General features: G+C 51.2%; 11 protein-coding genes. 4 read left to right on the top strand and 7 right to left on the bottom strand.

Annotated features, from left to right (window positions below; all coding sequences use genetic code 11):
• Positions 1-100: 100 nt before the first annotated feature.
• Entirely contained in the window at positions 101-262 is a 162-nt protein-coding gene (locus PMIT1303_RS13565) for a hypothetical protein (RefSeq protein ID WP_156487000.1), read from the bottom strand.
• A gap of 35 nt (positions 263-297) precedes the next feature.
• On the opposite strand from PMIT1303_RS13565, the gene alaS reads away from it, so the two are divergent.
• Positions 298-2,976, top strand: a complete 2,679-nt coding sequence (gene alaS, locus PMIT1303_RS10525) for an alanine--tRNA ligase (RefSeq protein ID WP_063398655.1) — start codon at positions 298-300, stop codon at positions 2,974-2,976.
• A 319-nt stretch (positions 2,977-3,295) separates the two neighbouring features.
• Here the strand turns inward: alaS and PMIT1303_RS10530 are convergent, their stop codons facing one another.
• From PMIT1303_RS10530 to PMIT1303_RS14115, 4 genes are all read right to left on the bottom strand, one after another.
• On the bottom strand, positions 3,296-3,979 hold the full coding sequence (locus PMIT1303_RS10530; RefSeq protein ID WP_231901455.1) for a phosphatase PAP2 family protein: 684 nt from the start codon (positions 3,977-3,979) through the stop codon (positions 3,296-3,298).
• Between the two features lie 422 nt (positions 3,980-4,401).
• Complete coding sequence (locus PMIT1303_RS10535; RefSeq protein WP_063398657.1) at positions 4,402-4,953, bottom strand: cyclic nucleotide-binding domain-containing protein; 552 nt, start codon at positions 4,951-4,953, stop codon at positions 4,402-4,404.
• Between the two features lie 644 nt (positions 4,954-5,597).
• The gene (locus PMIT1303_RS14110) at positions 5,598-5,795 is read right to left on the bottom strand and encodes a hypothetical protein (RefSeq protein ID WP_231901456.1); all 198 of its coding nucleotides are present in this window, start codon (positions 5,793-5,795) and stop codon (positions 5,598-5,600) included.
• A 17-nt stretch (positions 5,796-5,812) separates the two neighbouring features.
• Positions 5,813-6,073 (bottom strand): CHASE2 domain-containing protein, encoded by a 261-nt coding sequence (locus PMIT1303_RS14115; protein WP_231901457.1) that lies wholly within the window; start codon positions 6,071-6,073, stop codon positions 5,813-5,815.
• A gap of 314 nt (positions 6,074-6,387) precedes the next feature.
• On the opposite strand from PMIT1303_RS14115, the gene PMIT1303_RS10545 reads away from it, so the two are divergent.
• Complete coding sequence (locus PMIT1303_RS10545; RefSeq protein ID WP_063398658.1) at positions 6,388-7,083, top strand: Crp/Fnr family transcriptional regulator; 696 nt, start codon at positions 6,388-6,390, stop codon at positions 7,081-7,083.
• A 178-nt stretch (positions 7,084-7,261) separates the two neighbouring features.
• Here the strand turns inward: PMIT1303_RS10545 and speA are convergent, their stop codons facing one another.
• Both speA and PMIT1303_RS10555 read right to left on the bottom strand, forming a co-directional pair.
• Positions 7,262-9,208, bottom strand: coding sequence for a biosynthetic arginine decarboxylase (speA, locus tag PMIT1303_RS10550; RefSeq protein WP_063398659.1), 1,947 nt, complete (start codon positions 9,206-9,208; stop codon positions 7,262-7,264).
• Between the two features lie 324 nt (positions 9,209-9,532).
• Positions 9,533-11,212, bottom strand: a complete 1,680-nt coding sequence (locus PMIT1303_RS10555; RefSeq protein ID WP_082824490.1) for a ShlB/FhaC/HecB family hemolysin secretion/activation protein — start codon at positions 11,210-11,212, stop codon at positions 9,533-9,535.
• Between the two features lie 264 nt (positions 11,213-11,476).
• On the opposite strand from PMIT1303_RS10555, the gene PMIT1303_RS10560 reads away from it, so the two are divergent.
• Together PMIT1303_RS10560 and PMIT1303_RS10565 are read left to right on the top strand one after the other, a co-directional pair.
• The gene (locus PMIT1303_RS10560; RefSeq protein WP_197459814.1) at positions 11,477-15,793 is read left to right on the top strand and encodes an autotransporter-associated beta strand repeat-containing protein; all 4,317 of its coding nucleotides are present in this window, start codon (positions 11,477-11,479) and stop codon (positions 15,791-15,793) included.
• A complete protein-coding gene (locus tag PMIT1303_RS10565) occupies positions 15,793-17,112 on the top strand; it encodes a CHAT domain-containing protein (protein ID WP_063398662.1) in 1,320 nt (439 codons plus the stop codon). The genes PMIT1303_RS10560 and PMIT1303_RS10565 overlap by 1 nt, the downstream gene beginning before the upstream one ends.
• Positions 17,113-17,319 lie beyond the last annotated feature (207 nt).

The raw sequence follows: 17,319 nt of genomic DNA on the forward strand, positions 1-17,319 counted from the left end.
CATGCCAGGGCGCCGGTCCCCTAGCTATTGCCAGCTGCTTTCGAGGGGGGTGCGGCTGTGGATTGCGCAAGCTACAGCTGCAATAGAGCAAGTCACAGTCTTAGGAAAATAAGGCCATTATCAGTTTGAAGGGCAGGTTTAACAGGGCTGCACGCATGCCTGAAGTTGGCATTGCCCAAGCGAATGCAAGTGCATCTGGGCCCAATCCATGGGGATGGTTGGGGTGGCGGCCAACGTCATAGGGAGGTCCAAAGGCGATCATGGCTGGTGGATCCTTGTTCCACGTCCGAATTCTTCATGGCCGTTGCAAGATCATTGCGTTCTGGTGAGTCGGGACCTCGCACTGGGTCAGAGATCCGCAGTGCTTTTCTGACATTTTTTGCTGAGCGTGCGCATCAGGTGATTCCTAGTGCTTCGTTGGTTCCTGAAGACCCCACGGTGCTACTAACCATCGCTGGCATGCTGCCGTTTAAGCCCGTTTTCATGGGTCAGGCTGAACGCCCTGCGCCGCGGGCCACCAGTAGCCAGAAATGTATTCGCACGAATGACATCGAGAACGTGGGTCGCACAGCGCGGCATCACACGTTTTTTGAGATGCTTGGCAACTTCTCTTTTGGCGATTACTTCAAGCAACAAGCGATTGAGTGGGCCTGGGAGCTCTCGACTGAGGTGTTTGGACTTGATCCGAAGAATTTGGTGGTGAGCGTCTTTCGTGAGGACGATGAGGCTGAGGCCATCTGGCGAGATGTGGTGGGGGTGAACCCCAAGCGCATCATTCGTATGGATGAGGCTGATAATTTTTGGGCTTCAGGGCCGACTGGCCCCTGTGGACCTTGTTCGGAGATCTATTACGACTTCAAGCCTGATCTGGGCAACGACGACATTGATCTGGAAGACGACGGTCGTTTTGTTGAGTTCTACAACCTGGTTTTTATGCAATACAACCGCGATGGGGAGGGCAATCTCACCCCACTCGCGAACCGCAATATTGATACCGGCATGGGCTTGGAGCGGATGGCTCAGATTTTGCAGGGCGTCCCTAATAACTATGAAACTGACATTATTTACCCATTGATCGAGACGGCTGCTGGCCTGGCGGGTCTCGATTATCAAAAGCTTGATGACAAGGGGAAGACCAGCTTCAAGGTGATCGGCGATCACTGCCGCGCGATTACGCATCTGATCTGTGATGGGGTTACTGCTAGCAACCTTGGCCGCGGTTACATCATGCGGCGTTTGCTACGCAGAGTGGTTCGTCATGGGCGACTGGTCGGGATCGAGAAGCCTTTCCTGCAGGCAATGGGGGAAGCGGCGATTGCCTTAATGGTGGAGGCTTACCCCCAGCTTGAGGAGCGCCGCAAGCTGATTTTGGCGGAACTCAATCGCGAGGAGGCCCGCTTCTTGGAAACGTTGGAGCGTGGTGAGAAGTTGCTGGCTGATGTGTTGGTTGCTAAGCCCCAGATGATTTCAGGGGCCCAGGCCTTTGAGTTGTACGACACCTATGGCTTTCCTTTGGAGCTCACCCAGGAGATTGCTGAAGAGCATGGCTTGACTGTGGATCTCCAAGGATTTGAGCAAGCGATGGGCCAACAACGTCAGCGGGCTAAGGCCGCTGCAGTGAGCATTGATCTCACGCTTCAGGGGGCTATCGAGCAAATGGCAGCTGAGCTGGAGGCCACTCTCTTCAAGGGTTATGAGGTCTTGGAACAGCCCTGTTGTGTCTTGGCCCTAGTCGTGAATGGGGAGTCGGCCGAACGAGCCAGCGCTGGTGACAGTGTGCAGATCGTGCTCGATACCACGCCCTTTTACGGTGAAAGTGGTGGCCAGGTGGGTGATCACGGTGTGCTTTCGGGTGAAGGATCCGGCGGCAATGGTGTGATCGTGGCTGTTGACGATGTGAGTCGTCATCGCAACGTATTTGTGCATTTTGGTCGTATTGAGCGCGGCACGTTAGCCCTGGGCGACCTGGTTAACGCTCAGGTGGATCGGGCCTGTCGTCGCCGTGCCCAGGCCAATCACACTGCAACACACCTTTTGCAGGCGGCGCTCAAGCAGGTCGTTGATTCGGGGATCGGTCAGGCAGGTTCTCTGGTGGACTTCGATCGCTTGCGCTTCGACTTCCACTGTTCGCGAGCTGTTACGGCCAAGGAACTCGAGCAGATTGAGGCTTTGATTAACGGTTGGATCATGGAATCTCATGATCTGATTGTTGAGGAGATGTCGATCCAAGAGGCCAAGGCTGCCGGTGCTGTAGCGATGTTCGGAGAGAAGTACGCCGATGTGGTGCGCGTGGTGGATGTGCCAGGTGTGTCGATGGAACTTTGCGGCGGAACCCATGTGGCCAATACAGCTGAGATCGGCTTGTTCAAGATCGTTGCTGAGAGCAGTGTTGCTGCAGGAATTCGGCGGATTGAGGCGGTAGCTGGCCCGGCGGTGCTGGCGTATCTCAATGAGCGCGATGAGGTGGTGAAGAAACTTTTGGAGCGCTTGAAGGTGCAGCCCAGCGAAATCGTCGAACGGGTGACATCGCTGCAGGAGGAGCTAAAGAGCAGCCAAAAAGCGTTGACTGCAGCACGGGCTGAATTAGCGGTCGCGAAGTCAGCGGCCTTGGCAACCCAGGCAGTAGCTGTTGGTGAGTACCAGTTGTTGGTGGCCCGTCTTGATGGTGTGGAGGGTGCGGGTTTACAAAACGCAGCTCAGGGTTTATTGGATCAATTGGGGGATGGTGCTGCTGTTGTGTTGGGAGGCTTGCCTGATCCGAGCGACGAAGGCAAGGTGATTTTGGTAGCGGCCTTTGGCAAGCAGTTGATCGCTCAGGGTCAGCAAGCGGGCAAGTTCATTGGCTTGATCGCTAAGCGTTGCGGCGGCGGCGGCGGCGGTCGCCCCAATCTGGCTCAGGCGGGCGGACGCGATGGCGCGGCTTTGGATGGAGCATTGGAAGCGGCAAAGGTTGATCTGCAGCAAGCCTTGGGCTGAGTTTTTAATTGCAGGTAGACGTCTTAACTAAGAGCTTGATTGTTGAGATGTCAAGTAATTGTATGACCTTGCTGTATTAGTTTTCTTATTGAGTTCATTCAACGATATTTGCTACGTCTTTAGGGCGGGAGTTTTGAAAGACATGCTTCTAGGTGCTTGCTTATGGCCAATCGCTTCAGCTAGGATTTACTGCATGTGTAGCAAAATCAGATGATATTTATTGGGCTAATATATTCTAATAGCTTAGGTTGAATCAAAAAAAGAAATTTCACAAGGCTCTGGATTACAATCACCGCCTAAGCTTGTTGATTCAATCAGCTTAGTAGTTAATTAATGGTAGGCCTGCAGGTGGCGGATTTAGAGCTCTTTTGGCTTCCTGCTGCACTGATAATTTAAATTTTGACCACTGGGGACTGCGGATAATCTGTTGAGCAGCGGCCTTGCCGAGTCGGTGACCTGCTTCTACGTCGCTGGGGTAGTGCAAGCCGCAAAACGGACGGGCATAGATCCCCTGGCGCCCTGTTAGCAAGAGGGGCTCACGCCGTTGCGGGAACAGATCGGCTAGCAGGTAACTCGCTGTGGTGTACCAGCTTGCATGGCCACTGGGATAACTCTTGCTATCTTCCAATGGTAGGCAGGGTTTGATGGTGGAATAGGCGACGAAGGGGCGATCACGACTGATTTCTTTCTTGAAAGTGTCTTTCACGTTGTTGACTAGCTTGATGAATTGGGGAAGCTTTTTTTTGATCTTTGGAGCTGTTTTGGAGAAATCAGAACCCAAGGCAGGTTCGAAAACTGTCAAAACTTTGTCCAGATAGGTCCAAGCATTTCTAACTCCGCTAGGGTTTCTGCTGTTTTGAAGCCAGAAGAGAATATCGAGATCACGTTGTAATGACTTGCTACCTATTTCTGGAGGATCACCGATTACTTTGCGCAGGGCAGGGATATCTAGAACTAATCCCTTCGCTGGATTGCTTGATTCGGCATAAACAGATGGTGACACTAAGCCAGTGAAAGCAAAACTTAGAAGAAGACTGCGGACTGAAATGTTTTTCATAGAAACTACTTGTAGCTGATTGATGATTGCTAGTGGCAATAAGTAAAGGAATATTGCTTGGATAGGTTTCTTTAGGGCTGGACTGTCATCGATCGGTTAACAGGTAAACATTGATCGATCCGTCTGATGGCTCTAGCTTTGCTGGATAGGATTAATGTCTTGATAATGGTTTTCTAGTTCGTTGATGAGGATTTTTCTAGCCTAACCTAGAAAATCTTTTTCTTTGGGAGTCAAGTTGCTATTGATCAAGATGGGTTCTCTTTGGTTGATTTTGAGTAGACCTGACGAGCTGCTCTATTAATACTTGAAAGCCATTATGAACAAGATGCCATTTGTTAATGACTGATTTCTTTGGTTATTCATTTTTCCTAGTGGTGTTTCAGTTGTTCGGCCGTTTGTGAAACGAACTGGTTCAGACTTTTTAAGTCTTGGAGTGCTTTGTCCAACAAGATATCATCTCTTTTGCAGGCTCCGTTAATTCCATCAAGTAGCAATGTGATTATCTTATTGGTATTGCGGACACGCTCACTCATCAGAGCAAGCAGTTCGATCAGCAGTTCGGAGTCATAGATCAGTGCTTTGAGTAGATCGTTACCGTTGATTTGGAGTAGTTCCGCAGGTCCATCAACCACCCTGACATCAGCAGAGTGGGTGCCATCGCCGAATAGGCCCATCTCCCCCAATAATGCTTCGGCTTCTATCACTGTCAGCGTGTGAGGAGATTGACCTTGTTGTTGGATCTCAATCGCCACCTTTCCTTGAGTCAGCAGAAGCAGGTGCTTGGCTGCTGCGTCTTGCTTGAGGAGCAGCTCTCCTGGCTTGGCATACAAGCTTTTGGGATGGAGTTCATTGGCGTGGGTCGCCAGCAGTAACTTCAGTCGCTCGCGGACTCGCTGAAGTTGAGGCTCTTGTCCCCACATGGCTGCTGTGGATGGCTTTCATTATCTTGGTATGAATGGCAACAGTTTGCAGAGCCGATGCAAGCTGTTGCTTGATTCGGAAAAACTTGTTTAGTTAAACCAGTAATGTTGGCGACTGGACAGCAGTTTTCAAAATGATTGGCTTTATGTTAAGGCTTCATTTGTCTTCTAATCAATATTGTGCAGCACCGTAGAATCATGTTTACGTGAAAATGATAGAAGATTGCAAGCTTGAGTGCATATTTTTAGTGGAACCATCAAATAGCCCATCCATTAAAGATTGCCGGCTTGCTGACTGTTCATTGCTGACAGAGCTCATTGACCTCTTGAAATTGTCTGAATGATTTGGAGAGGTATCGCCTGGGTCATTACTAGAAGTGTCTATAGATTTATCTGCATTCGGCTAGTTATTTTTTGGTTTCTTTGGACTTATTTAACCAGTTCATATTGAGCAGCTAACTGATTGAAACTGCATGGTATTTCTAAATTGTTGTTTATTCTAACCTGATGATTAATTGCTAGGTCTGCAGCTTGTAAGAGCGTCATCCCTAGGCTTCGAGGAGTGTTTTGCCAAGAGTCTTGCTGACCGTGGTGGAGTAATTAATCGGGCGTTGGCGGAGCACATCATCATTCCCCAAGACTCTTCAACGGAGTCCTAGTTGGTTTGTTCCCAAGGCAGCGCTAAGTGCAGGGGTGGCACGAAGAAGGCTTAGGCCTCCTACAGCACCAAGGCTTTCGAGCACTTTTGCTGCCAATACGACTTTGAGTTGGAAGCGCTTTAAATTGATGGATAAGACTTGATCGTCGTTTGGGCCATAGATACTTGGGCTATCGAAGAGCATGTCAACACCAATAGCCTTCACTCCAAGACAATGAGACGATCCAAAACAGTTGCATAGTTTTTTCGTGGCCATGGCCAAGGCTGCAAACTACGTAAATCTCTTCTCTCACTAAGATCTGTATTGGATGCTTGTTGCAGACTGAAGTCGTCAATGGCCACGACCGTGATGCCATCGGGAGCCCGACGTGGGCCACGAAGCTCTTGGGCAGCATCGACAAATGCCAGTTCAAGAAGCTCTTTTGGGCTGGGATAGAGCAAGCCAATGCCGCCAATTACCACTCCAAGGCTTAAGACAGTCGCTTGGTGCTTGATCTCTTTGCCCTTTGCCGCTACCCATGCTCAAGACTGCTAATAACCATCGTGATGCCAGTCGTTCGGAACAGCCAGCTCTTGTTGTATTAGGCAGGAACAGCTTTATTTTGAGATCGACTGTTTTCATCAGGAATAGTTCATACTTATTGTGTGAGTGGAGGTCGATTCATGCGCCTGTAATTGATTGTTAATTGAAGAGCGATTTCGAGGTTGCATTTTTCTTGCAAGTTGGCTTGATCGGAATTATTGTATTACTATTTAATAACTAAAAAATAATTGAAATGGCTATTTTCAGCGTTGAGCAGTTGCAGGCGGTGCAATTTTTTTCGGCTTTAACAACTGATGAGTGTCAGCAATTATTGGATCGCCATCTTGAGTCCAGTCATGGTGCTGAACAGGTTTTCGTGATGGAGCAAGACTGGGGGGAGTCGGTCTTTCTGTTGTGCTCAGGCATGGCCAAAGTCCGCACTTATACGGCTGATGGCGAAGAAGTTGTGATGTCAGTGCTGGGGGAGGGGGATTTGTTTGGTGAGATGGCTGCTCTTGATGCAGCACCTAGGTCTGCTGATGTTGTGGCCTTAACGCCAGTGAAGCTTTTGAAGATGAGAACGTCGCCTTTTGTGGCTTTGCTGCGCAAGGAAGTGGGCTTTGCCCTTGCCCTTGCTCAGCTTGAGGCATCTCGCTTGCGGGATCTCAATCAGCGTTTTGCAATCCAGACCAGTGATGCCACGACGCGCTTACTCAATGCATTGGCTTACTTGGCCCGTAAGAGTTCTTCTGCCGATGATCCCAAAGTGGTGATTCCACCTTTGGCCCAAAGGGAGCTGGGTCTGATGGCAGGTTTGTCCAGGGAGACTACCTCTCGGACATTGAGCAAGCTGCGCAGTCGTGGAACACTGGAGGAGATCGAAGGCTCCCTGCGTTTGGTAGATCTGCAGCCGCTGGTTAAACGAGGGCTGTTGCCGCTGGGCTCTTAGAGCTTTTGAGCACGGTTACGGGTTGAATTGACTAGCCAGAACAGTTTTGGATTAAGGTGTTTTAGGGAAGGTTTCAGTCAAACAAGTTTCTGATCTCCAGGCATAAGAAGCTTGAGTGCTCAATGAGTAGCTGTGATCACAGTGGCTCATTTATGCGATATAAAAAGGATGTCAAGTTCTAGCCTTGAAGGTACGTCGCCTGACGCAGGCTCGCTTCTAGATGGTCCATCAGCCGCCGCACATCGTTGATCTTGAGCTCGCCTCGCTGAATAGCAAGTTCACTAGCTAAGCGCAGCCTCTCTAGCAGGAGCTCAGGGTTGTGCTCCATCGCTTCGAGCACCTCGGAATTGGTGTTGCCTCGCACAACGTGGTCTACCTGGTAGCCACCACCAGTTGTTAGCCGGATGTGCACTGCATTGGTACTGCCGAACAGGTTGTGCAGATTGCCCATCACTTCCTGGTAAGCACCGCCGAGAAACATGCCAATCATGTAAGTCTCGTTTTGGCGCAGGTTGTGAAGCTCCAGCAGAGTTTTGGTTTGCCCATTCCCGATAAAGCGGTCCAGTTTCCCGTCGGAGTCGCATGTGAGATCAGCGAAGTGACCTAGCCGAGTTGGCTCTTCATTCAATCGGTGAATCGGCATGAGTGGAAAGAGTTGATCGATGGCCCAGGTGTCTGGGGCTGAACGAAATATTGAAAGGTTGGCGTAGTAGGTTCCAGCGAGAACAGCTCTTAAACCTTGTAGGTCGTCGGGAATTGTTTCGTTGCAAGGCAATTGGCCCACAATTGTTTCGGCGCAAGCCCATGTGAGCTGTTCTGCCAGAGCCCGTTCTGGCAGAGTGATGTAACCCAGGCGGAAGGCAGCGAGGGCATCGTCTTTGAATTTGATCGCGTCGTGCCATGCTTCCTGTAGGCGCGATGTCTCAGTCACAGCACTCTTTTGAGTTGCCATTACTTCGGCGAGGGTCTCCCTGAGGTTGTTAATGGTGAGGGGTTCCTCTCCTGTTTGCAGGGGGACAGCGCCTGGGACAGTACTTGTGCCCAGTACATCGAACACGAGTATTGAGAAATGACTAGCGATCGCGCGCCCGCTTTCGCTCACAAGGATAGGCAAAGTGATGCCATGGGGTTCACAGCATTCGCGCACCGTTGCGACCACATCATTGGCGTAGTTTTGTAGGGAGTAGTTGGTCGATGCTGCGCTAGCGCTGCGGCTGCCGTCGTAGTCGACACCTAGCCCACCCCCAACATCTAAATACCCCATGGGGGCTCCCAGCTTGCTCAGCTCTACGTAGATTTGGGCGGCCTCTTGAAGCGCGTCTTTGAGTACGGCGATGTCGTTAATTTGGCTGCCGATGTGGAAGTGCAGTAGGCGCAGATCGCTGAGTAGATCAGCTTGCCTTAAGGCTTCCACTGTGGTTAGCAGATCCGGCACTGAGAGACCGAACTTGGCTTTCTCGCCTACTGAGCTACTCCAGTGGCCCGTACTGCGTGTCGTTAGCTTTGCTCGTACACCGATGAAGGGTGCTGCGCCAAGTTCTTGGCTGGAGCGGATAATTCGTTCCACCTCATCGGGTTGTTCGATCACCACAACAGGCTGGCGGCCGAGTTGGCGTGCCAGGATTGCGGTTTCGATATATCGCTGATCTTTGTAGCCGTTGCATATCAATAAGGCTTCTGGATCGCTTACCAAGGAAAGAGCAATCAGCAGTTCGGCCTTGCTGCCAGCCTCGAGGCCAAAGTGCCAGCGACGGCCACTCTCTACTAGTTGCTCAACCACGTGACGCTGTTGGTTGCACTTGACAGGAAAGACACCCTGATACCGATTGGTGTAGCCGTATTGAGTGATGGCTCTCTCGAATGCGCCGTGCAATCGTTCGAGACGATCTTCGAGGATGTCGTCGAAACGGATGAGTAATGGCAGGTTGAGATCGCGGCCGCGCAGCTCTTGAACCAGGGCCACCAGATCAAGAGAACCACCGTGGTCACCACGTGGCTGTACAACGACATGACCGCGTGCATTGGCTGAAAAATATGGTTCACCCCAGCGATCCAGGCCATAGAGGGTGGTACTGTCGGCAACGGTCCATGATTGGTTGGCTTGGTTGGGTTCGGCGACCGACATGACGCAGGTGGATGGATGTCTTCTGGGGATTCTTAAGGAATCTAGGCCTGTTCTTGAGTTCTGTTGTTGATTGCTTTTGCGGGATTCGAGATTAAGGCGGCAATGCTTCTAGTAACTCGGAATGAATGCCATTGAATTTTTGTGCATAAGATTTTTAATTATACGTGAAAGCCTTGAATATATTGTGATGATTAATTGGGTCATTGCAGGCATTTCTTGCGCAAATTGTTTGACTATCATTGATAGATTGATGGCGTTCGTCTTGAGTCAAGATTACAGGTTTAATTCGTCAATCATAGATAAGTGTGGCTGAGAAGATGATCTTTAAAAGCGATATTGCAGGCGTGCATAAAGCCCGTTGCCAATAATCCAGTCTTGCCAGATTCCAATGTTGTCATTGGTTTCGAATGAATCAGCCCATCCAAGTTCCATTAGCCAGGCGCCATTGATGTAGCGGCCAAGAAGGCCGCCAGAGCCAACCGTATCTGTAATAACAAGATCAGAGAATTCGGTGCGTATGCCACCCATCCCGAAGAAAGGAACGAGCTGAAATGCTTGATTACCTTTCTGCCAGGCTGTGAAGACAACTTCTCCTCTCCCCATCCAGCCGCTATCGCCACTGATCAGGCTGCCTGGTAAGCCAATCAGGCCAACATCGCTGCCAATACCGAAGCCCATATCGCTGGGAAGTTTGGTGAACCCCCATTGCCCTGCTGCACGCATGTTGACCTTCACGTTGGGTTGTATGGCCCAGCCAAGGTTGACAAGACCTCCAACTGCTCGGGCTTCTCCGGGCTTGATTTCAAAGGCAGCTAGTTCTTTGAGTTGATCCTCGGTGCTGAATCCAGAGATTCCTTGCAGGCCGTATACATTTCCACCCCAGTTGAGCTTGCCGCTGCCGCCGCCAAAGTTAACGCCTGCTTTGAGATAGCCACCATGCAGCCATCCATTGAGACCTCCTCCAGCCACAAGCGGAGCGTTATACCCCCCGAGGTAGCCGTCATTGCGGCTGCTGCTGATGCTGGCAAAGGCGCTCCAGAATTGATTGTCTGATTCGTAGAGGGTGGTGTCGAGCTGGGCCATGCCTTGAAACTGGCGGAAGCTCATCTCGTGGCCTACACCGAGAGCTTCCACTAACCAGCGACGACTCCAGCCCATGGAACCAGTCAGCCGCCAAGTATCTGATAAAGGCCAGGTATAGCTGGTGGATGTGATTGCAGCGCCAAGTTCTGGATCGGCATCTCCATTCACTTCCATATAGAGAAGGAAGGTGTCATTGCGTTTGAAGAGACTGTTCTTCACCACCGTTGTGACGCCGCGATAAGCACCTGTGCCGGCGTTTCCGTCATTACGGAGGCTGAAGTCACCCATCCAGGGGATGGGAACAGAGTCGATGGAGAGGTTGAGAATGGCCTGGGTGGCATCGCTGCCTAAGCGACCGAGATCGCCCGTGATTTGTCCAACACCTGGAATGCTGCGCACACTCACCAAGGCTTTTTCGAGAGTAGGCAGATGCAGAACGCTGCCGATGAGGGGATTCAGTTGCTTTTCAACATCGGCTTGAATCACTTGGTCAGTGCTGGTGATCCTTAGCTCGGCGATGCGGCCTTCTACAACCTCTAGGGAACCCGGACTTGGTTTTGTCAAGGTGAAGACGCGCGTGTTCACAAAGCCATCACGCACCAGCTGCGCTGTGAGGCTGGCAGCACAAGTGTTCAGGGTCTTTGGAATTGTTTGGCGACCACAGGATTGGAGAATCGTCCGCAGTTGCTCGGGGCTATAGGGAGTGGTGCCTGTGATTGGTGGCCGCCAGCTAGAATTTGGGATCACTTCCGCCGCCTTTGGGATAGTTTCCCCCTCTTGCGGTAGCGGTGACTTGGGGGTAAGGATCACTGGCTCTGGGCTTTCGTTTCGCCTAGGCCGTGATTCCATTGGAACCTGCTCAGGCAAGCGAACCGGGCCGGGTTGAATTGGCGGGGCTACGAGCTGGGCAAGCAGAAGCATTATTGATGAACAGTTGTTCGTTATTTCCCACCATCATGCGGGCTATTCGTTGATTTGTGAAACCGTGCCAGATTTTGAAAATACGTCTTTAGCCTTCAGTTAGCCTTCAGTTAGCCTTCAGTTAGCCTTCAGTTAGCCTTCAGTTAGCCTTCAGTTAGCCTTCAGTTAGCCTTCAGTTAGCCTTCAGTTAGCCTTCAGTTAGCCTTCAGTTAGCCTTCAGTTTTTTCCGATTAGCATCAGTGGATGATTCCCAAATCATTACGCTTGCTGCCCTTGACCCTGGCTTTGGCTTTGGGGGGCTGGTTTTGGATTGGCTCTGCTGCCAGGGCTGATGTGCGGGCCACCGGCCTGGGAGGCCTTGGCACGAAGGTGAATGGCAAGACTGGGGGTGTATGCAAGCGGGGGAATTGTCACATTAGTGGTGGCGCCGATGCGGGCAAGAATCGCTTTCACAGATTCAAAGATTTTGATACGCGTGGTGCTATTACCGGCATCAATTTCGACACAGGTGGTAAGCGGAATTTAGTTGTTGGTGTAACGGCGCCTGGTGGCACCTATCTCAATAAACAAGTGAGCTTGTCGTCGCCAGCCAATTTGTTTTGGCTATCGCCTGGCGGCATTCATCTCGGTGCTGGTGTTGGTTTTGTGAATACGTCGCAGCTGCATATGAGCACGGCGAGTTCGTTGCGATTTAATTCTGGTGCGTTCAATGTTTTCGACAGCACTCCGCAGCAGCTTGCAGGCTTGGGTTCGAATCCTTTGCCTGGATCCCATGGCTTGGTGACTGATCCTCAGCGATTGGCGGAGCTTGGCATGAGCGCTACGCCAAGAATTTTGCTGGAGGGTATTGATATTTCTGTCGATCAAAGCCTGTTGGTTGATGCACCAGGCGGCAGCATTGAGCTCGTCGATAGCTTGCTATCGACGAGCTCAAAGGAGGCGATTGGCGGCAATATCACGCTGACGGCTGATCAGGTCAGAGTCGATGGTGGCTCTCAGCTTTTGGCGACTGGTGCCACTGGCGGTGGTTTGATCCAAGTGGGTGGTAGTTGGCAGAACAGTGATCCAAGTGTGCGCCAGGCGGTGAGTACAACGATTGAATCGGGAGCCTTATTGGACGCTTCCGCACTTGATCATGGCGATGGGGGAACGATTGTTGCTTGGAGTGATGTAAAAAATCCGAACTCATTCACCAGTGTTGTTGCTGATTTGATTGCTCGAGGTGGCAATCAAGCTGGTAATGGTGGCCGAATTGAAACTTCTGGGTATGGTTTGTTTGTTGATGATTCGAATGTCGATACTTCTAGATCTAGCGTGAACTATGCTGCTGGAGTATGGCTGTTAGACCCTTATGACATTGAGATTACAGGGGCAGATCGCAACACCAGTGGGACCACTTCTGTTACGCCATCAGGCTCTCCTTCGACGATAAATGTTGCAACGATTACGAATAACCTAAATAATAATGTAACCATATCTACGACGCCTAGCCCAGATAGTGGGGCTGAGCCGGGCGACATCACGATTTCTAGTAACATTGATACCACAGGCCTGACGGGCAAGACGGGGACGTTGACATTGAATGCAGATAGAAATATCAATGTTAATGCAAATATAACTCGTACTTCTAATAACTATGGCAATGTTATTTTAAACGCGGGTACAACAAATTCAACTGGAGAAGTTACTGGATCAGGTAACATTGCTTTGGGAAGTGGTGGTTTGACAATTAATCAGCCAGACACCTCGCCAAGTGGACAATATAGTGGAGTGTATTCTGGGACAGGGACTTTTACTAAGTCTGGAAATGGCCTGTTGATATTCTCGGGGAATAATACATATTCTGGATTAACTACAGTCTCTGCTGGAGAGTTAAGGGTGTCTCATCAGGGGAGCCTAGGAACAACTGGCAGTGGTACTGATGTAAAAGCTGGTGCCTATTTGACATTTATAGGTGGTGTAGATGCACTAAACGAACTTGAAATAGCTGAGCCCATTTTTCTTAACTCTGATAGTGGTGGCTCTGCTGCAGGCTTAGGCGCTTTTTCAGGTTATACGGAGTTGACATCCACCCTTACCTTGCAGGGTAAATCAGAAATTAAATCAAATTCGAATTCAGACTTGTTGCTGGATCCCGCGAGTGGATATGCTATCGATATCGCAAGTTCTTCTTGTACGGCGGCCAATAGTTGCTTGCTAAGCATTGTAGGAGACGGCTCTGTGCAGACTGACGCTGGCCATGGAATAGATCTTTATAACGGCAGTTCTGATTATTCCAGTCAAAAAGTTTTAACTATCGGCAATTCCGATGGCCCGGGTAAATTAACGATTAAAGGAGCCTCCGATATGCAGGGTAGGGTCGATATTCAGGAAGGGGTATTAAATGTTGGCCATCAAGATGCTTTGGGTGAGATTAACTACGTATATCTAGGCTCTTCTACGACTGGTGCTACTTTGAGATTCAGTGCATCTTTACCTGCTGATGCGGCTGATGCTAACTCATGGCTCGAGTTAGGTTCGGAAGGAGGTACGATCGATGTTCTTTCAGGAATAACGGCCATACTAGATTCATCTGTCGCCTTGACCGGTTCAGGTGCTTTATTCAAGACTGGTGATGGCACGTTAATTCTCGAGGGAACAAATACATACTCTGGCCAAACGACTGTTAGCGGCGGCACGTTGACAGTCAATAGAACTCCGCCTTCTAATGCTGTTTGCACCGGAACTGGAACCAGCAATATTTGTCCTGCTAGTAGCAGTAGCAATAGGAGTAGCAGTAGCAGTGGTGGTAGCGGTAACCCTCCATTCGATCCAGCAGCCAATCCAGTCAATAATCCTGTAGGGAATCCAGTCAATAATCCTGTAGGGAATCCAGTCAATAATCCTGTGGGGAATCCAGTCAATAATCCTGTAGGGAATCCAGTCAATAATCCTGTAGGGAATTCAGTCAATAATCCTGTAGGGAATCCAGTCGTTGATTCTCAACCTGGCCCAGTGGTTGCCAACCCAGTGGTCAACCCAGGCTTTGTGGAACCAGCTGTCTTTAATTACAACTCCGTCGTTTATAGCCCTGCCGGCTTTGATGCTGGCTACAACCCCGGTGGCTCTGGCGGCTATAACCCCGGTGGCTCTGGCGGCTATAACCCCGGTGGCTCTGGCGGCTATAACCCCGGTGGCTTTGATGCAGGCGGTCCCGGTGGCTTTGATGCAGGCGGTCCCGGTGGCTTTGATGCAGGCGGTCCCGGTGGCTTTGATGCAGGCGGTCCCGGTGGCTTTGATGCAGGCGGTCCTGGTGGCTTTGATGCAGGCGATCCCGGTGGCCCCGAAGGTCCAGGTGGCTTTGGCCCAGGCGGGCCTGAAGGCCCAGGAGGTTTTGGTTCAGAAAGCCCTGAAGGCCCAGGAGGTTTTGGTCCAGACGGCCCTGAAGGCCCAGGAGGTTTTGGTCCAGACGGCTCTGAAGGCCCAGTAGGTTTTGGCCCCGAAGGCCCTGAAGGCCCAGGAGGTTTTGGTCCAGACGGCCCTGAAGGCCCAGGAGGTTTTGGTCCAGACGGCTCTGAAGGCCCAGGAGCCCCTGGTAACAACGCCGCAAAAACAGCATTTGATGTTATGGAGACGGCGGCCATCAGAGCGACCCCTGATGCTTTGAATCTCCCTGGTGTTGCAGTGGATTTGACGTTTGAGGCAGCCTTTGATGTGGCATCAGCCGGTGACTTTGGCTTTGATCCAGGAGGCCCTGGTGGTTTTGGCCCCGAAGGTCCAGGAGGTTTTGGTCCCGGTGGCCCCGAAGGCCCTGGTGGTTTTGGCCCCGAAGGTCCAGGAGGTTTTGGTCCCGGTGGCCCCGAAGGCCCTGGTGGTTTTGGCCCCGAAGGTCCAGGAGGTTTTGGTCCAGAGGGCCCTGAAGGTCCAGGAGGTTTTGGTCCAGAGGGCCCTGAAGGTCCAGGAGGTTTTGGTCCAGAGGGTCCAGAAGGCCCAGGAGGTTTTGGCCCAGAGGGTCCTGAAGGTCCAGGCGGTTTTGGCCCCGAAGGCCCCGAAGGTCCTGGCGGCCAGGATGGTCCAGAAGGTCCTGGTGGTTTTGGTTCCGAAGGTCCTGACGCCCAGGAGGGTCCTGGTGGAGCTGCTTCAGAAGGAGGCAGTGCTGCTGCAGACGGAGCACTGGGAGGTACTGCTGCTGAGGGAGGCGAGGCTGCTCAAACAGGCGAAGCGGAAGGTGCTGCTGCTGAGGGAGGCGAGGCTGCTCAAACAGGCGAAGCGGAAGTTGCTGCTGCTGAGGGAGGCGAGGCTGCTCAAACAGGAGAAGCGGAAGGGGCTGAAACAGGAGAAGCGGAAGGTGCTGAAACAGGAGAAGCGGAAGGGGCTGCTGCCGAGGGAGGCGCTTCATCGACGGCAGTGTCCGGCTCTACTTCTGTGCGCAAGGTCACATCAGTTCAGGCGATCGCCAATGTTGCCAAGTCTGATCAGGCGGCCACGAACCAAACAGTTCAGTCGCTCAATATTCCTGATATAGGGACTCGAGAGACGCCGACGCCAAAACAGCTTCAGAACGGCATGCTCAAGGCTATTCAGCGTTTTGGGGGCCCTTAATGACATCAGTTCTGACGACCTTCAATGTTGCTAAGTCCTTATTGCTTGCCTTGGTGGCCACAGCCAGTACAGCTGGCCAGCCACTGGCATCAGAGCCGTTTGAGTTCGATGCCAGTCAACATGCTTCTTGGCTGATTGCCGCCGCTGCTGGTGAAACAGATGTGCCGGGATCAACTCTCCAACCAAGTTTCAACCGGGCCGCATATAACCCTGCTGTTTTGCATCTGCGTTTTACTCAAGCTTCTGGAAAAACCACCTCCAAGGCGACTGATGCTTTTCTAGATTTAACCTTGATTCCTTCTGATGGTGAGGTTGAGGGGCGTCGTGTTGAGCTCTCAACCCGCCAGTTCGGTTCCTTGTTGAGGCAGCTTTATCAACAGCTCTCGCGACAAGACTCCCTGGATGAGGCCAATCCAGAATCAGCAACCCGTCAATTGCATCAGCTATTGATAGGAAGTATTCGCCCATTGCTGGATAAGTACAGCGTCAGCACGTTGTTGATCTCAGCTGATCGTGGCTTGCAGGGGGTCCCTTTTGCTGCGCTGAGTGATGGAGAGAGGTTCTTTGGTGATCGCTATGCCTTTGCGATTACTCCTTCTCTTGCGCTGACCGATCTTGATATGCCCACCCAGACTGGAAACAAGTTGTTGGCTTTAGGGGCCTCGCAGTTTGAGGGTGGCCTTGCCTCTCTGCCTTTGGTGCCTCAAGAACTCGAGCAGATTGCTGAATCTGAGCGTAAGGACCTTTACTTCAACAAGGCTTTTACGCCATCGTCATTACTGGTTACAGGTGGTGAGTCTCGCTATAGCCGTGTGCATGTCGCGACTCATGCTGAGTTTCGCCCAGGAGGGCCTACTGCATCGCAGCTTCACTCCGGGACAGGTCCGATATCTCTAGACCAGTTATCCAAACTGCGTCAGCAGAGGAAAGGCGTGCCGATTGATTTGGTTGTATTGAGCGCATGCCGTACCGCCCTTGGGGATCCAGATTCTGAACTTGGATTTGCTGGCTTGGCATTACAAGCAGGTGCCCGTAGTGCTGTAGGTACTCTCTGGTATGTCGATGATGTGGTGACGTCTGCTTACTTCATTCAGATGTATCGCTATCTTGATCAAGACATTCCTAAAGCAGAGGCACTCCAACTCACGCGTCAAGGATTCCTGAGAGGGTTGGTCACTCTGGAGGATGATCAGGTGATCGGTGTTGATGGAACACCACTACTGAGAGGGCTCACTATGAATCAGCAACGTCGTGTTGTTAGAGGTATGAAGAACCCATTTTTCTGGGCTGGGATTGAATTACTTGGTTCGCCTTGGTGAAGAAGTCGTATTGATACCACACCAACATATGACTGCTTGCTCTACATCTGTTGTTTTTGTTTGCTTCTCCTTGAGACGTGTTTTGCCACAAGTTCAGGAGAGGGTGCAGGATGGATGCGACTAGAATTCAATTAGGTCGTAATGCTTTTATTAACGTCTATGCGCGCATCAAGGTTAGTTTGCCGATTCTCATTATTTTCGTTTCTG

The sequence above is a fragment of the Prochlorococcus sp. MIT 1303 genome (assembly GCF_001631965.1).
GTDB lineage: Bacteria > Cyanobacteriota > Cyanobacteriia > PCC-6307 > Cyanobiaceae > Prochlorococcus > Prochlorococcus marinus_D.

Bases quoted from the DNA above. Each gene is read 5' to 3' on its own strand.
- PMIT1303_RS14110 (WP_231901456.1), bottom strand. From the start codon at position 5,795: ATGCTCTTCGATAGCCCAAGTATCTATGGCCCAAACGACGATCAAGTC.
- alaS (WP_063398655.1), top strand. From the start codon at position 298: ATGGCCGTTGCAAGATCATTGCGTTCTGGTGAGTCGGGACCTCGCACT.
- PMIT1303_RS10535 (WP_063398657.1), bottom strand. From the start codon at position 4,953: ATGTGGGGACAAGAGCCTCAACTTCAGCGAGTCCGCGAGCGACTGAAG.
- PMIT1303_RS13565 (WP_156487000.1), bottom strand. From the start codon at position 262: ATGATCGCCTTTGGACCTCCCTATGACGTTGGCCGCCACCCCAACCAT.
- PMIT1303_RS10565 (WP_063398662.1), top strand. From the start codon at position 15,793: ATGACATCAGTTCTGACGACCTTCAATGTTGCTAAGTCCTTATTGCTT.
- PMIT1303_RS10555 (WP_082824490.1), bottom strand. From the start codon at position 11,212: ATGCTTCTGCTTGCCCAGCTCGTAGCCCCGCCAATTCAACCCGGCCCG.
- PMIT1303_RS10545 (WP_063398658.1), top strand. From the start codon at position 6,388: ATGGCTATTTTCAGCGTTGAGCAGTTGCAGGCGGTGCAATTTTTTTCG.
- speA (WP_063398659.1), bottom strand. From the start codon at position 9,208: ATGTCGGTCGCCGAACCCAACCAAGCCAACCAATCATGGACCGTTGCC.